Consider the following 15,171-nt stretch of genomic DNA (forward strand, 5'->3'; position numbering starts at 1 on the left):
CGGCCGGCGAGCCCGCGCAGCACGGTCCGGCGGAGGACGGGGAGACCTCCGCCGGGTCGTCGCGGCGTGCCCGGCGCCCCGCCCCCGCCGAGCCGGCGGACGCATCCGCCGAGCCGACCGATCTGCCGGAGCTGCTCCGGGCCTCCGACCTGCCCACCGGGCGGCGGCGCCGGCGCAGCGCCCTGGCCGAGGAGCAGGCCGACCTCCCGGGCGGCGCCCCAGACGAGCCCTGGCCCACCGGATCCGGCGAGCCCGCCGAGCCCGGCCGCCCGGCCCGGGGCACCGGCCGGCGCCGTGACCGGCGGTCGAGCGGTGGCACACGGCCCGAGCGGTCCGACCGCCACGGCGACACCGACCGTCGCAGCGACACCGACCGCTTCGGGGACGCGGACCGCTTCGGTGACGCCGAGCGCGAGCCGTCCGGTCGTGGCCGCCGCGAGGAGCCGGCCGATCCCGAGGCCCGCGCCCGGGACATCTGCCTGCGCCTGCTGACCGGCGCGGCCAAGACCCGCAAGCAGCTGGCCGAGGCGCTGCGCCGCAAGGAGATCCCCGAGGAGGTGGCCGAGCGGGTGCTCTCCCGCTTCGAGGAGGTCGGCCTGATCGACGACGCCGCCTTCGCCGCCGCCTGGGTGGAGTCCCGGCACGCGGTGCGCGGGCTCTCCCGCCGGGCGCTGGCCCAGGAGCTGCGCACCAAGGGCGTCGCCGGGGAGCTGGTGGAGCAGGCGGTGGCCAGGGTCGACCCGGAGGACGAGTCGGAGGCCGCCCGGGCGCTGGTGGAGCGGAAGTTGAGGACGACCCGGGGCCTGGAGCGGGACACCCGGATCCGCCGCCTGGTCGGGATGCTGGCCCGCCGCGGGTACGGCGAGGGTCTGGCCTTCCGGGTGGTCCGGGCCGCGCTGGACGCGGAGGACAGCACCGACGACAGCCCGTGGTGACACCGGATCAGATCACAACGCACCGGCCGCGATCACATCTTGACCGTTTCGTAACCTCGGCTTAGCCTCGCACCCAGTGGGGGATCGCTTCGACCGCGCTACGGCCATCGCCCGCGCAGGGACGGGGAGTGGGGCCGGATGGGGATCGCTTCGGGGGCGGGGTCGGGTTCTCCGCTGGTGTGGGCCGCCCTGGTGCTGGTCGGGGCGCTGTTCCTGGTGCTGGGCGCCGCCTGGCTGATGTTCCGCCAGCGCCGTACCGAACTGGACCGCCGCGAGGAGCTGCTGCTCGCCGAGCTGCACCGGATGCACGGCCACGAGGACGACCTGGCGGCCCGGGCGGTCGAGGCCGAGCGGGTCCGCGGCGAGCTGGCCGAGCTGGCCGCCGAGCGGCGCCGGACCCTGGAGCGGGCCGCCGGCCTGACGGCGGAGCAGGCCCGGGCCGAGCTGCTGCGGGAGGCCGAGAGCGAGGCCCGCCGGGAGGCGGCGGTGGCCGTCCGGGAGATCGAGCGGCAGGCGAAGGCCGACGGCGAGCGGCGGGCCCGGGAGATCATCGCCGCCTCGATCCAGCGGCTGGCCGCCGAGCAGACCGCCGAGGCCGTGGTGACCGGCTTCAAGCTGCCGAACGAGGACATGAAGGGCCGGATCATCGGCCGGGAGGGCCGCAACATCCGGGCCTTCGAGGCGGTCACCGGGGTCAACCTGATCGTGGACGACACCCCCGGGGTGGTGCAGCTCTCCTGCTTCGACCCGGTGCGCCGGGAGAGTGCCCGGCTGACCCTGGAGTCGCTGGTCGCCGACGGCCGGATCCACCCGGCGCGGATCGAGGAGGCGCACGAGCGCAGCCGGGCCGAGGTGGAGCGGCTGTGCGTGCGGGCCGGGGAGGACGCCCTGCTCGCCGTGCGGATCGGCGAGATGGACCCGGAGCTGGTGCGCACCCTGGGCACCCTGCGCTACCGCACCTCGTACGGGCAGAACGTGCTGGGGCACCTGGTGGAGTCCGCGCACATCGCCGGGATGATGGCGGCCGAGCTGGGCGTGGACCCGGAGCTGGTCCGGCGGGCCGCGCTGCTGCACGACATCGGCAAGGCGCTCAGCCACGAGGTGCCCGGCGGGCACGCGGCGGTGGGCGCGGAGTTCGCCCGGCGGCACGGCGAGTCGCCCGAGGTGGTGCACGCGATCGAGGCCCACCACGGCGAGGTGGAGCCGCGCACCGTGGAGGCGGTGCTGACCCAGGCCGCGGACGCCTGTTCGGGCGGCCGGCCCGGGGCCCGGAAGGAGTCGGTGGAGACGTACGTCAAGCGGCTGGAGCGGCTGGAGGAGATCGCGAAGGCGCACGACGGGGTGTCCAAGGTGTTCGCGATGCAGGCGGGCCGGGAGGTGCGGGTGATGGTCCAGCCGGAGCTGGTGGACGACCTGCGGGCCCGGACGATCGCCCGCGAGGTGGCCCGGCAGGTCCGGGAGGAGCTGACCTACCCGGGGCAGATCCGGATAACGGTGGTCCGGGAGAGCCGGGCGACCGAGTTCGCCCGCTGACGGCCCGCCGGACCGCCGCCCGCCGGACCACGAGCTGCCTCGCGCCCCGGCCGTCAGCTCTCCGCGGCCTCCGGTTCGCGCAGCCGCTCGCCGCCGTCCGGCAGCTCCTCCTGCTCCTGGAAGCCCTCGGCGAGGGCCTGCAGCGCCTCGGCCCGCGGGCCCTGCGCGGTACCCACCAGGTGGCCGTCCGGCCGGACCAGCAGCACGGTGTGCGGGCCGGCCCCCGGGTACTCCTCGGTGACCAGCACCTCGGTCGGGACCGGCAGCGCCGCCGCCACCTCGGCCAGCCGGGGCATCAGGCCGGCACCGAGCCAGTGCTCGGCGGACCAGACCGCGGTGCCCGGCGCGACCAGCAGCAGCAGGAACCCGCCGCCGAGGCGGCTGTGCAGTCGTTCGGTGGAGCCCTCGGTGGTGACCACCGGGACGTCCGGGACCAGCACGCCGGGGGCGGTGGGGGGGAGGTTCTCGGTGAGCGCGGTGCCGCGGCCCGTGCCGCGCTGCGGGGGGACCCGCCCGGGCACCCCGGAGGGCGCGGCCGGGTAGGCGGGGGCGCCGCCGAACCGGCCGGTGCCCAGCTGACCGTCCGCCAGCAGCGGGGCGTGCTTGCGGAACGAGCCGGTCAGCAGCGAGCGGCGGGTCTGCTGCCAGCCGCGCAGCGGGCGCAGCAGCGGCATGCTCTGGTCCACCGCGCGCAGCCGGGCGCCGACCGCGCCGCGCCGCTCGGTCTCGTACCCGTCGAGCAGCGAGCCGCCCGGCTGCGGGCCGCCGGAGTGGAGATGCCAGGCGAGGGCGAGTCGCCAGGCGAGGTTCTCGGCGTCGCGCAGCCCGTCGACCAGGTTCTGCATGCCGAGGGCGCCGTGCAGGTGGGCGGCGTCGCCCGCCAGGAAGCAGCGGCCGACCCGGAACCGGGCGGCGAGCCGCTGCTGGGCGGTGTGGTCGGCGGCGGCGAGCATCTCGTACCGGGGCAGTTCGCCGCACCAGCCGGTGAGGGCGGAGCGGACCCGGGTGAGCAGGGTGTCGCCGGTGACCAGGCCGGGCCAGGTGGCGTGCGGGTCGACCGGTTCGGCGGGGGTGGGCCGGCCGGGCGGGAGCCGCCAGTCGAGCCGCCACAGCCCGTCCGGGAGCGGGCGGGCGGAGGCCTCGCGGTCGCCGCGCCACGGCGGTTCGCGGTGCAGCCGCGCCTCGCCGGGGAACGGGAGGTCGACCCGGACGGTGGCCACCGCGTGCCGGTCGACGGCGGGCCGGCCGGGGAAGCGGATCCTCAGCAGCTTGCGGACGGTGGACCGGGCGCCGTCGCAGCCGACCAGGTGGCTGCCGCGCCACCAGGTGTCCCGGCCGTCGCGGGTGCCGGTGGTGCGGACCGAGACCCCGTCCGCGTCCTGCTCCAGCTCGACCACCCTGGACAGCGGCATCACCTGGATCAGCGGGGTCGCGGTGACCGCGTCCCGCAGGCCGCGCTGCAGGCGGTGCTGGGGGAGGTGGAGCACCGGCCGGTCCTCCAGCGGGACCCGGAGCACCTCGGAGCGGCGGCGCCAGACGGTGAGGGCGTCCCAGCGGGCCGCGTCGGAGGCGGCCCGGGCATAGCCCAGCCTGGTCAGGAAGGCGGTGGTGTCGGTCCCGAGAACGAGCGAGCGAGGGCCCTCGGAGCAGACTCCGGAGCCCTCGTCGAGGATGATGCTGGGCACCTCGCTGCGGGCGAGCGCGAGGGCCAGGGCCAGGCCGACCGGCCCGGCCCCGACCACGATCACCGGGTCCACGTCGGGGCCCCGGGGTGTCCGGAAGGAGCGGTCGGGCCGGCTTCAGCTTCCGTGACTCGCCCGCGTGCGAGGGAAGTCCCAGGTGGTGTCACGAAGAGCAATGCAACAGATCACCCGGGTGCCCGTCAAGCAGCGGCCGGTGTACGCCGGTTCGCGCCGCGTCGGGCACGCGCCTCCAGCCAGGTCGCGAGCGCGGTGAGCAGCAGGCACATGCCGACGTAGATCGGCGTGACCACCAGGACCACCGGGATGTAGGGGTAGCCCTCGGGGGTGGAGGTGGTGCTCGCGATGAGCTTGCCCACGTACAGCAGCTCGGGGTAGGTGATGATGTAGCCGAGCGAGGTGTCCTTGAGGGTGACCACCAGCTGGCCGATCATCGCCGGCAGCATCGCGCGGACCGCCTGCGGCAGCAGGATGGTCAGCAGGACCTGGGACTTGCGCATGCCGAGCGCGTACGCCGCCTCGGACTGGCCGCTCGGCAGGGCGTTGATGCCGCCGCGGAGGATCTCGGCCTGGACCGAGCCGTTGTACAGGGTCAGGCCGATCACCAGCGCCCACATCGGCTCACGGCTGAAGACCGTCTGGTACAGCGCGAAGATCATGATCAGCAGCGGCATCGCCCGGAAGAACTCCGTGAACGCCGTGCAGCAGGTCCGGATGACCGCGTTGTCCGCGTACCGGCCGACGGCCAGCAGCACACCGAGCACCAGCGAGAACAGCGCCGCCAGCCCGAACGCCTGCAGGGTGGAGACCACGCCGTCGAGCAGGCGCTCCTGCACCTTCTTGTACTGGAACGGCTCCCACATCTCGGGCGAGAACTGCCCGGCCTCGTTCAGGCTGGAGTAGGCGTACCAGATCAGGCCGGCGATGCCGAGCAGGGCCAGGGCGCCGAGGATCCGGTAGCGGACGCGGGCCCGGGGGCCGGGGGCGTCGTAGAGGACGGACGCGGTCGCGGAGCTCATCGGACCACCGCCAGACGCTTCTCCAGGAAGCGGAACAGGCCGCTGATGCTGAAGCTGAGGACCAGGTAGGCCATGGCCACCCAGAGGAAGATCGGGATGATGGCGTAGCCCTTCTCGGTCAGGACCTTCTGCACGGAGAACATCTCGGCCACGTTGAACGCGCCGGCGACCGCCGCGTTCCTCGGGAGTGCGATGAAGATGCTGCTCATCGGGGTGAGCACGGTCCGCGCCGCCTGGGGGAGGACGACCAGGCCGAGGGTCTGACCGAAGCCCATGCCCAGGCTTCGGGCGGCCTCGGCCTGGCCGAGCGGCACGGTGTTGATCCCGGACCGCAGCACCTCGCAGACGAAGCTGCCGGTGTACGCGCTGAGCGCGATCACCGCGAAGGTGAAGTTGTCGAGGTGGACGTCGAGCCGGGGGAGGCCGAAGACCACCGCGAAGAACAGCAGGGTGAGCGGGGTGTTCCGGAAGACGGTGACCCAGGTGGTGCCGAAGACCCGGAGCACCGGCACCGGGGACACCCGGAAGGCCGCCAGCAAGGCGCCCAGCAGCAGGGCGAGCACGGCGCTGATCGCACTCAGCTCGATCGTCTGCAGGAAGCCGCGGAGGTATATGGAGAAATTGCCGTCCTCGAGCAGCATGTCCATGCCGGCGGCCCTCCTCTCGTAGCTAAAGGTGTGTCAGGAGACCGGTCAGTAGCGCTCGAGCTGCGGGACCTCGGGGGCCGCGGCGCCGGAGAGGCCGAGGGTGGCGTCGTAGGCCTTCTTCCAGTCGCCGTTGTCCTCGTGCGCCTTCAGCGCGTCGTTGACGGCGTCACGCAGGGCCTTGTCGTCCTTGGACATGCCGACGCCGTAGGGCTCCTTGGAGAACGGCTGGCCGACGACCTTGAGCTTGTTCGGGTTCTTGGCGGCGAAGCCCTTGAGGATCGCGTCGTCGGTGGTGACTCCGTCGACCTCGCCGGTCAGCAGCTTGTCCACGCACAGCGAGTAGGCGTCGTACTCGGTGGTGGTGCCACCGAGGTCCTTGATCCGCTTGACCGAGGTGGAGCCGGTGGCCGAGCAGATGTTCTTGCCCTTGACCGAGTCCTTGCCGGTGATGTCGCTGTTGGTCTTCTGGACCAGCAGGTCCTGGCCGGCCACGTAGTACGGGCCCGCGAAGCCGACCGACTTCTTGCGCTCGTCGTTGATGGTGTACGTGCCGACGTACAGGTGGATCTGGCCGTCCTTGAGGGCGGTCTCGCGGTTGGCCGAGTTGATCGTCTTGAAGTCGATCTGCTCGGGGGAGAAGCCCAGGTCGGCGGCGACCATCTTGGCGATCTCGATGTCGAAGCCGGTGCGGGTGCCGGTGGAGGTGTCCTCGAAGCCCAGGAACGGCTGGTCGGACTTGGCGCCGATGATCAGCTTGCCGTTCTTCTTGGCGTCCTCCAGGGCCTTGGAGGCGATCTTGACATCCGACTTCACCGCGTAGGTGGGGAGCTTGGCGGCCGAGTCGCCGCCCTCGGCGTTCGGCGAGCCCTCCTTGCCGCAGGCGGCGGTGGCGGTCAGCGCGATGACGGCGAGCGCGACGGCGATGGTACGACGAGTCCTCATGAGGGCTGTTCTCCTCGGTTGTGGCCACGGGTCGACCGGGCACTGGGGGAAGGTCCGTACGCGCCCCGGGGCGGGGGCCCCGGCGCGCAGGTCGGCACTGACGCTAGATCAACTTCGGGCTCAGTGGTGGAGGATCTTCGAAAGGAAGTCCTTCGCCCGGTCGGTCCGCGGCGCGGAGAAGAAGGCATCGGGGGTGCTCTCCTCGACGATCCGGCCGTCCGCCATGAACAGGACGCGGTCGGCGGCGGAGCGGGCGAAGCCCATCTCGTGGGTCACCACGACCATGGTCATGCCCTCGGCGGCCAGCGAACGCATGACCTCCAGCACCTCGTTGACCATCTCCGGGTCGAGCGCCGAGGTGGGCTCGTCGAAGAGCATCACCTTCGGCTTCATGGCCAGCGCACGGGCGATCGCCACGCGCTGCTGCTGGCCGCCGGAGAGCTGCGCCGGGTACTTGTCGGCCTGGGCGGCGACGCCCACCCGCTCCAGCAGCTCCCGGGCGGTCCGCTCGGCCTCGGCCTTGGCCACCTTGCGCACCTTGACCTGGGCGAGCACCACGTTCTCCAGCACGGTCTTGTGTGCGAAGAGGTTGAAGCTCTGGAAGACCATGCCGACCTCGGCGCGCAGCCGGGCCAGCTCCTTGCCCTCGGCGGGCAGCGGGCGGCCGTCGATGCTGATCGCGCCGGAGTCGATGGTCTCCAGCCGGTTGATCGTGCGGCACAGCGTCGACTTGCCGGAGCCGGACGGGCCCAGCAGGACCACGACCTCGCCGCGGGCGATCTCCAGGTCGACGTCCTGGAGCACGTGCAGCGCGCCGAAGTGCTTGTTGACCCCGCTCAGCACCACCAGGGGAGCCTGCGCGGTGCCGGCGTCGGTGGGGGTCTTTTCGAGCATCGCGCGTTGCTCCCTCGCGTCCGATCCCAGGGTGAACTCCCTTGGGCTGCAGTGCTGGTGATGCCTGGCCTGGTACCGGGGGCCGGGGCCGGCGGAGCCCGCAGCCCCCGGTGGGGCGACCATAGGGAACGCGACGATGCCACGTCAGCCGATCTGAGCGAAAACTGAGCATCACGATCCGGCCACGGACGGTCGCGGAGCGCCCGGTATCGGCTGCGTAACGGTCACCGGGATCGGGCCGATCGGGATTGACCCGGGCCCGGCGGATGGGCATGGATGCCGTGGTGGCACCGGCCGGGAATCCCGCTTTCCCAGCCGAGCCATGACAATGGCAGGAACACGAATCCGGGCACCCGCCCGGAAGGGCACCGAGGGAAGGGCACGGATGCGACTGCTCCTCGTCGAGGACGACGACCGGGTCGCCGCGGCACTGGTCGCGGTCCTGGGCCGGCACGGCTTCCAGGTCCGCCACGCCCGCAGCGGGCACGAGGCCCTGGACGCCCTCGTCCCGGACGGCAACGAGCCGTACCGCGTCGTGCTGCTCGACCTCGGGCTGCCCGACCGGGACGGCTTCGAGGTGTGCAGCCGGATCCGGGCCGGCAGCGGCGTGCCCGTGATCATGGTCACCGCCCGGGCCGACATCCGCTCCCGGATCCACGGCCTCAACCTCGGCGCCGACGACTACGTGGTGAAGCCGTACGACATGGGCGAGCTGCTCGCCCGGATCCACGCCGTGGCCCGCCGCGGCACCGCCGGCACGCCCGCCGAGAACACCGAGACGCCCACCGGCCCGCTGGAGTCCCGCGGGGTGGTGATCGACCGCGAGCGCCGCCGGGTCACCGTGGAGGGCCGCGACGTGGCGCTCACCCGCAAGGAGTTCGACCTGCTCGCCCTGCTCGCCCAGAGCCCCGGCGTGGTCTACCGGCGCGAGCAGATCTTCAGCGAGGTCTGGCGCTCCGGCTGGGAGGGCAACGGCCGCACCCTGGAGGTGCACATCGGCTCGCTGCGCACCAAGCTCGGGCTCCCCGGCCTGGTCGAGGCCGTCCGCGGGGTCGGCTACCGGCTGATCCCGGACCTCCCCGCCGACTCCGGCGAAGCGGGGCGCTGACCCTCCGTGCGCAACCGCCTGCTCGGCATCCTGCTCACCCTGATGGCCTGCGTGCTGGCCGCCCTCGGGGTGCCGCTGGGCTACCTGATGGCCGCCGCCGAGCAGAGCGCCGTCGTGGTCGACCGGATCGACGACGCCGCCCGCTTCGCCCAGGACCTGCCCACCCAGGGCCGGTCTACCGCGGCGATGAAGGGCGACGCCCTCCCCGTCCAGGGCGACACCAGCCGGCTGCACGCCCTCTCCGTCGAGGCCGCCCGCTACCACGAGCTCTACGGCGCCCGGATCGGCGTCTTCCACCGCGACGGCAGCGCCATCGCGGTGGCGCCCGCCGACTGGCACGCCCCCACCGGCGACAGTCCCGGCGCCGAGGCCTTCCGCGAGGCACTGGACGGGCGGCGCAGCCACAACCCCCCGCAGGCCTGGCCCTGGGACGAGGACCGCACGCTCACCGTCGCCCTCCCGGTGGTCCGCGACGGCGACGTGGTCGCCGTGGTGATCACCGAGTCGCCGACCGGCCCGCTGCGCTCCCGGATCCTGCACCGCTGGCTGGTCATCGGCGCCGGCGAGGGCCTCGCCATGGTGGTCGCCGTCCTGCTGGCCGTCCGGCTCACCGGCTGGGTGCTGCGGCCCGTCCGCACCCTCGACCGGGCCACCCACGACATCGCCACCGGCCGGATGAACGCCCGGGTGGCGCCCAGCGGTGGCCCGCCCGAGCTGCGGCGGCTCGCCCGCTCGTTCAACGAGATGGCCGACCACGTGGTCTTCGCCATGGACCAGCAGCGGGCCTTCGTCGCCGACGCCTCCCACCAGCTGCGCAACCCGCTGGCCGCGCTGATGCTGCGGGTCGAGCTGCTCGGCCTGGAACTGCCCGAGGGCCACGACGCCGAGCTCGGCGCGGTCCGCGAGGAGGGCACCCGGCTGGCCCGGGTGCTGGACGACCTGCTGGGCCTCGCCACCGCCGAGCACGCCCGGCCCGAGCCCGAACCGGTCGACCTCACCGCCCTGGTCCTGGCCCGGCTCGACGCCTGGCGGCCCAGCGCCGGGCAGCGCGGGGTGGACCTGGTCTGGGACGGGCCCGCCCGGGCCCAGGGCTGGGCCGACCCGATCGGCTTCGGCAGCGCGCTGGACGCGGTGCTCGACAACGCCATCAAGTTCACCCCGGCCGGCGAGCGGGTCTCGGTCACCGTGGCGGCCGACAAGCAGGAGGTCGCGGTCACCGTGGCCGACACCGGGCCCGGCCTCACCGAGGAGGAGCTGGAGCGGATCGGCGACCGGTTCTGGCGCAGCCCCCGGCACCAGAACGTGGACGGCTCCGGCCTCGGCCTCTCCATCGCCCGCACCCTGCTGCTGGCCGGTGGCGGGGAGCTCTCCTTCAGCCCCGTCGAGCCGCACGGGCTCGCGGTGACCCTGGCGGCGCCGCGCCGGAAGACGGACCTCTGAGGCCGGTCGTCCCGGGGCGTCGGGAGGGGCCGGGGCCCGCGGGAGGGGTCAGGGCTTGACCGAGGTGTAGTACCGGCGGGCGCCCTCGTGCAGCGGCAGCGGATCGGTGTAGACGGCGGTGCGCAGGTCCACCAGCTGGGCCGCGTGCACCTCGGAGCCGATGGTGTCCCGGCCGTTGATCACCGCCCGGGTCACGCCCTGCACCAGGGCCGGGTCCACGTCGTCCCGGGTGACCAGCAGGTTCGGCACCGCCACCGTCGCCACCGCGGTGTTCCGCGGCTCCGACTTCGGGTACGCGTCCGCCGGTATGGTCGCCGCCCGGTACGCGTCCACCCCGGCGCCCTCGCGCTGGTGCAGGGTCTCCGCCAGGTCGGCCAGCGGCACGATCCGGATCGGGAACCGGTCGGACAGGTCGGTCAGCGCCGCCGTCGGCAGGCCGCCGGACCAGAAGAAGGCGTCCAGCCGGCCGGTGCTCAGCTGATCCGCGGCGTCGCCGACGCCCAGCATCGCCGGCTTGATGTCCCGGTCCGGGTCGAGCCCGGCCGCCTCCAGCAGCCGCCGGGTGACCAGGTTCACCCCGGACTTGGCCTGGCCCACCCCGACCCGCTTCCCGCGCAGGTCGGAGGTCTTCTTCACCGGGGAGCCGGCCGGCACCACCAGCTGCAGGTAGTCGTCGTACAGCCGGGCGATCGCCCGCAGCCGGGGCTTGCCCGGGCCGTCGAAGCTGCTCACCGCGTCCGCGGTGGCGATCGCGAAGTCGTCCTTGCCCGAGGTGACCCGCTCCAGGTTGTCCAGTGAGCCCTCGGAGTTGTCCAGTCGCAGGTCCACCCCGGGCATCGCGGTGGCCACGTAGCCGCGCAGCAGGTGCCCGTACCGGTCGTAGACGCCGCGAGGGACCCCGGTGGCCAGGCGGGTCTCACCCTTCGGGTAGTCCGCCGGGCCGGAGGAGGACAGCCACCAGCCGGCCACCGCCCCGAGCACCAGCAGCAGGGCCGCGGCCGCGCGGGCCGTCCGGCTCCGGGCGGCCGCGCGCACGGTGGCGCCCGTCCGGGCGGCGAGTGACGTATCGGCCATGAGAGGGATAGTGCCAGGCCCGGCGGCCCTGCGGGAGGGCCGTCCCGCTGCCCGTACCCTTGCTGTCGTGGGTATGGAGGAGAGCTTGCGAACTTACAAGGTCGTCACGTACGGCTGCCAGATGAACGTCCACGACTCCGAGCGCCTGTCCGGGCTGCTGGAGGAGGCGGGCTACACCAAGGCCGACCAGGACGGCGATCCCGACCTGGTGGTCTTCAACACCTGCGCCGTCCGCGAGAACGCCGACAACAAGCTGTACGGCAACCTCGGCCGGCTCGCGCCCGCGAAGCAGCAGAAGCAGGGCATGCAGATCGCCGTCGGCGGCTGCCTCGCGCAGAAGGACCGCGACACCATCGTGCGCAAGGCACCCTGGGTCGACGTGGTCTTCGGCACCCACAACATCGGCCACCTGCCCGCCCTCCTGGAGCGCGCCGCGGTCGAGAAGAAGGCCCAGGTCGAGATCCTGGAGTCGCTGGAGACCTTCCCCTCCACCCTGCCCACCCGCCGCGAGTCCGCCTACGCCGCGTGGGTCGCCATCTCGGTCGGCTGCAACAACACCTGCACCTTCTGCATCGTCCCCGCGCTGCGCGGCAAGGAGGAGGACCGCCGGCCCGGCGACATCCTCGCCGAGGTCGAGGCGCTGGTCGCCGAGGGCGTGGTCGAGGTCACCCTGCTCGGCCAGAACGTCAACTCCTACGGCTCCGACCTGGGCGACCGCGAGGCGTTCTCCAAGCTGCTGCGGGCCTGCGGGCAGATCGAGGGCCTGGAGCGGGTCCGCTTCACCTCCCCGCACCCGCGCGACTTCACCGACGACGTGATCGCCGCGATGGCCGAGACCCCGAACGTGATGCACCAGCTGCACATGCCGCTGCAGTCCGGCTCCGACACCGTCCTCAAGGCGATGCGGCGCTCGTACCGGCAGGAGCGGTTCCTGGGGATCATCGAGAAGGTCCGGGCCGCCATGCCCGACGCCGCCATCTCCACCGACATCATCGTCGGCTTCCCCGGCGAGACCGACGAGGACTTCGAGCAGACCCTGCACGTGGTCCGCGAGGCGCGGTTCACCAACGCCTTCACCTTCCAGTACTCCAAGCGGCCCGGCACCCCCGCCGCCGAGATGGCGGACCAGATCCCCAAGGCCGTGGTGCAGGAGCGCTACGACCGGCTGATCGCCCTCCAGGAGGAGATCTCCTGGGAGGAGAACAAGAAGCAGGTCGGCCGGAAGCTGGAGATCCTGGTCGCCGAGGGCGAGGGCAAGAAGGACGACCGCACCGCGCGGCTGTCCGGGCGGGCGCCCGACAACCGGCTGGTGCACTTCGAGCGGCCCGCGGAGCCGGTCCGTCCCGGCGACATGGTCACCGTGGAGATCACCTACGCCGCCCCGCACCACCTCCTGGCGGAGGGGCCGGCGATCTCCGTCCGGCGCACCCGGGCCGGGGACGCGTGGGAGAAGCGGCAGGCCGCGGCGGCGGCGAAGCCGGTCGGCGTGATGCTGGGGCTGCCGACGATCGGGGCGCCGGTGCAGGCGGCTGCGCCGAAGGCGGGCGGGTGCGGCTGCGACTGACCCTCCGGGTCGGTCGAGGGGAACGGTCGGCCACCAGGGGTGGGTGGTCGGCCGGTTGCGTGAGGGCCGGGCAGCGCGGGTGGGGTTCTGTGCTGCGGCGTCCGCCGGTTGCGTGGGGCGGGTGCGGATAGAGTGATCGACATGCTCGTTGCCGCTGCTGTGTGTCCGTGTCCGCCGGTGTTGGTGCCGGAGGTGGCTGCCGGGGCGGCGGGGGAGTTGGACGATCTGCGCGCGGCGTGCGGGGACGCGGTCCGGGAACTGCTGGACGCGGGGGCGGAGCTGATCGTGGTGGTCGGCACCGGCGCCAAGGGCGGGGTGTGGACCGAGGGCGGGATCGGGTCGTTCCACCGGTACGGCGTGGACGTGGCCGTCCGGCTGCCGCTCGGCGGGGTGGACGGGCCGGAGCTGTCGCCCGCGCTGACGGTGGGGGCGTGGCTGCTGGAGCAGGCGGGGGCGAAGCTCCCCACGCATGCGTGCGCCGTCCGTCCGGACACCGCGCCGGACCGCCTGCTGGGCCTCGGCGAGGGCCTGGCGGAGCTGGCGGACCGGGTGGGTCTGCTGGTGCTGGGCGACGGCAGCGCGTGCCGTTCGGTGAAGGCCCCCGGGTACCTGGACGAGCGGGCGGAGGGCCACGACGCGATGATCGCCGGGGCCCTCGCCTCCGCGGACACCGAGGCCCTGGCCGCGCTGGACCCGGCGCTCTGCGCCGAGCTGCAGGCGGATGGCCGGGCGCCGTGGCAGGTGCTGGCGGGCGCCGCGCGGGGTGCCGGGCTGAACGCCGAGCTGCGGTACGAGGCGGCGCCGTACGGGGTCGGCTACTTCGTGGCCTCCTGGCGCTGACGGCCGACCCCGCCGGCCGCTGACCACCGCCGGCTCCGCGCGGAGCCGGTCAGGACCCCTTCGGGCCCCAGTCGGTCCGCGGCTTGGTGGCGAACTCGTCCACCTTGTGCTTGGCCTTCTCCGTGCCGTGCTCGATCTTCTCGGTGTACTTGTGCCGGGTGGCGGCGTCCGCCGCGTGCCCGGCCTTGTCGACCATCTCGTCGATCGTGTCGTTGTGCTTGCCGGCCAGGTGACTGGCCTTGTCCTTGAGCACGTCGGTCTTGCCCTTGAGGCTGTCCTTCAGACTCATCGCTGCGCTCCTCCTGCCGGGACCTGCCGGGAGCCGCCTGGACCTGCCGACACCGGCGGTGCACCAGGTGCAACGCTCCGGGCGGCCCGGTTTGTTCTCCGGACCGGCCGCGACACGCCGGTGTCCGGAGGTTTGCGAGACTTGGACCCGTGAGCAGTTCCGCAACCCCCCTTCCCCGCGTCGTCTCGGTGGTCGGCGCGACCGCCGCCGGCAAGTCCGACCTGGCGGTGGCCATCGCCCGCACCCTCGGCGGCGAGGTGATCAACACCGACTCGATGCAGCTCTACCGCGGCATGGACATCGGTACCGCCAAGCTCACCGCGGACGAGCGCGGCGGCATCCCGCACCACCTGCTGGACATCTGGGAGGTCACCGAGGCCGCCAGTGTCGCCGAGTACCAGCGGCTCGCCCGCGCGGAGATGGACCGGCTGCTGGCGCAGGGCCGGACGCCGGTCCTGGTCGGCGGCTCCGGGCTGTACGTGCGGGCCGCGGTGGACGAGATGGAGTTCCCGGGGACGGACCCGGAGGTCCGGGCCCGGCTGGAGGCGGAGCTGGCGGAGGCCGGCTCGGGCGTGCTGCACCGGCGGCTGGCCGCGCTGGACCCGGCCGCCGCCGAGGCGATCCTGCCCAGCAACGGGCGCCGGATCGTCCGGGCGCTGGAGGTGATCGAGATCACCGGGCAGCCGTTCACCGCCAACCTGCCGGGGCACACCGCGGTCTACGACGCGGTGCAGATCGGCGTCCAGGTGCCGCGTCCGGAGCTGGACGAGCGGATCGAGCTGCGGGTCGACCGGATGTGGCGGGACGGGCTGCTGGACGAGGTCCGGGAGCTGGAGAAGGCCGGGCTGCGCGAGGGCCGGACGGCGAGCCGGGCACTCGGCTACCAGCAGGTGCTGGCGTACTTCGCGGGCGAGTGCACCGAGCGGGAGGCGCGGGACGAGACGGTCCGGGCCACCCGGCGGTTCGCCCGCCGCCAGGAGTCCTGGTTCCGCCGGGACGACCGGATCCACTGGCTGGCCCGGCCGGCCGGCGCGGACCCGGTGGAGCTGTTGGAACGTTCGCTGGACCTGATCCGCACTCAGCCGCGTCCCGTCCCGGCGGGCTGATCCGGCCCCCCGGGGGCGGAGCGGAGGCTGGGCCGGAACCGGGGCCGGGCGAGCGGATCCGGCCAGCTGGGCACGGGTTC

The 15,171-nt window shown here is 73.6% G+C and carries 14 protein-coding genes; 7 read left to right on the forward strand and 7 right to left on the reverse strand.

Annotated features, from left to right (window positions below; translation table 11 throughout):
* The first annotated feature begins 182 nt into the window (after positions 1 to 182).
* Both recX and rny read left to right on the forward strand, forming a co-directional pair.
* Entirely contained in the window at positions 183 to 935 is a 753-nt protein-coding gene (gene recX, locus ABWK59_RS23180) for a recombination regulator RecX (RefSeq protein ID WP_354645075.1), read from the forward strand.
* Positions 936 to 1,073: 138 nt separating this feature from the next.
* A complete protein-coding gene (gene rny / locus ABWK59_RS23185; protein ID WP_354642524.1) occupies positions 1,074 to 2,468 on the forward strand; it encodes a ribonuclease Y in 1,395 nt (464 codons plus the stop codon).
* Positions 2,469 to 2,521: 53 nt separating this feature from the next.
* Here the strand turns inward: rny and ABWK59_RS23190 are convergent, their stop codons facing one another.
* The 5 genes from ABWK59_RS23190 to ABWK59_RS23210 all read right to left on the reverse strand — a co-directional run bounded on the left by ABWK59_RS23190 (position 2,522) and on the right by ABWK59_RS23210 (position 7,670).
* Positions 2,522 to 4,225 (reverse strand): FAD-dependent monooxygenase, encoded by a 1,704-nt coding sequence (locus ABWK59_RS23190; protein ID WP_354642525.1) that lies wholly within the window; start codon positions 4,223 to 4,225, stop codon positions 2,522 to 2,524.
* A gap of 125 nt (positions 4,226 to 4,350) precedes the next feature.
* Entirely contained in the window at positions 4,351 to 5,187 is an 837-nt protein-coding gene (locus ABWK59_RS23195) for an amino acid ABC transporter permease (RefSeq protein ID WP_354642526.1), read from the reverse strand.
* The gene (locus ABWK59_RS23200; protein ID WP_354642527.1) at positions 5,184 to 5,834 is read right to left on the reverse strand and encodes an amino acid ABC transporter permease; all 651 of its coding nucleotides are present in this window, start codon (positions 5,832 to 5,834) and stop codon (positions 5,184 to 5,186) included. Before ABWK59_RS23200 ends, ABWK59_RS23195 begins: the two co-directional genes overlap by 4 nt.
* A gap of 45 nt (positions 5,835 to 5,879) precedes the next feature.
* Positions 5,880 to 6,776 (reverse strand): glutamate ABC transporter substrate-binding protein, encoded by an 897-nt coding sequence (locus ABWK59_RS23205; protein WP_354642528.1) that lies wholly within the window; start codon positions 6,774 to 6,776, stop codon positions 5,880 to 5,882.
* A gap of 120 nt (positions 6,777 to 6,896) precedes the next feature.
* Positions 6,897 to 7,670 carry an amino acid ABC transporter ATP-binding protein gene (locus tag ABWK59_RS23210; protein WP_420492836.1) on the reverse strand — a complete coding sequence of 258 codons (774 nt, stop codon included), beginning with the start codon at positions 7,668 to 7,670 and terminating at the stop codon, positions 6,897 to 6,899.
* A 385-nt stretch (positions 7,671 to 8,055) separates the two neighbouring features.
* On the opposite strand from ABWK59_RS23210, the gene ABWK59_RS23215 reads away from it, so the two are divergent.
* Positions 8,056 to 8,778, forward strand: coding sequence for a response regulator transcription factor (locus ABWK59_RS23215; RefSeq protein WP_354642529.1), 723 nt, complete (start codon positions 8,056 to 8,058; stop codon positions 8,776 to 8,778).
* A gap of 6 nt (positions 8,779 to 8,784) precedes the next feature.
* Positions 8,785 to 10,218, forward strand: coding sequence for a sensor histidine kinase (locus ABWK59_RS23220; RefSeq protein ID WP_354642530.1), 1,434 nt, complete (start codon positions 8,785 to 8,787; stop codon positions 10,216 to 10,218).
* A gap of 48 nt (positions 10,219 to 10,266) precedes the next feature.
* Here the strand turns inward: ABWK59_RS23220 and ABWK59_RS23225 are convergent, their stop codons facing one another.
* Entirely contained in the window at positions 10,267 to 11,292 is a 1,026-nt protein-coding gene (locus ABWK59_RS23225; RefSeq protein ID WP_354642531.1) for a TAXI family TRAP transporter solute-binding subunit, read from the reverse strand.
* A gap of 73 nt (positions 11,293 to 11,365) precedes the next feature.
* Between ABWK59_RS23225 and miaB the strand changes: the two genes are divergently transcribed.
* Both miaB and ABWK59_RS23235 read left to right on the forward strand, forming a co-directional pair.
* The gene (miaB, locus tag ABWK59_RS23230; protein ID WP_354645077.1) at positions 11,366 to 12,856 is read left to right on the forward strand and encodes a tRNA (N6-isopentenyl adenosine(37)-C2)-methylthiotransferase MiaB; all 1,491 of its coding nucleotides are present in this window, start codon (positions 11,366 to 11,368) and stop codon (positions 12,854 to 12,856) included.
* Between the two features lie 141 nt (positions 12,857 to 12,997).
* Positions 12,998 to 13,696 carry a class III extradiol dioxygenase subunit B-like domain-containing protein gene (locus ABWK59_RS23235; protein WP_354642532.1) on the forward strand — a complete coding sequence of 233 codons (699 nt, stop codon included), beginning with the start codon at positions 12,998 to 13,000 and terminating at the stop codon, positions 13,694 to 13,696.
* A 49-nt stretch (positions 13,697 to 13,745) separates the two neighbouring features.
* On the opposite strand, the gene ABWK59_RS23240 is transcribed toward ABWK59_RS23235, so the two are convergent.
* The gene (locus ABWK59_RS23240) at positions 13,746 to 13,985 is read right to left on the reverse strand and encodes an antitoxin (RefSeq protein ID WP_354642533.1); all 240 of its coding nucleotides are present in this window, start codon (positions 13,983 to 13,985) and stop codon (positions 13,746 to 13,748) included.
* 149 nt (positions 13,986 to 14,134) lie between these two features.
* On the opposite strand from ABWK59_RS23240, the gene miaA reads away from it, so the two are divergent.
* Entirely contained in the window at positions 14,135 to 15,091 is a 957-nt protein-coding gene (gene miaA, locus ABWK59_RS23245; RefSeq protein ID WP_354642534.1) for a tRNA (adenosine(37)-N6)-dimethylallyltransferase MiaA, read from the forward strand.
* The last annotated feature ends 80 nt before the right edge of the window (positions 15,092 to 15,171 follow it).

The organism is Kitasatospora sp. HUAS MG31, assembly GCF_040571325.1.
Classification (GTDB): Bacteria; Actinomycetota; Actinomycetes; order Streptomycetales; family Streptomycetaceae; genus Kitasatospora; species Kitasatospora camelliae.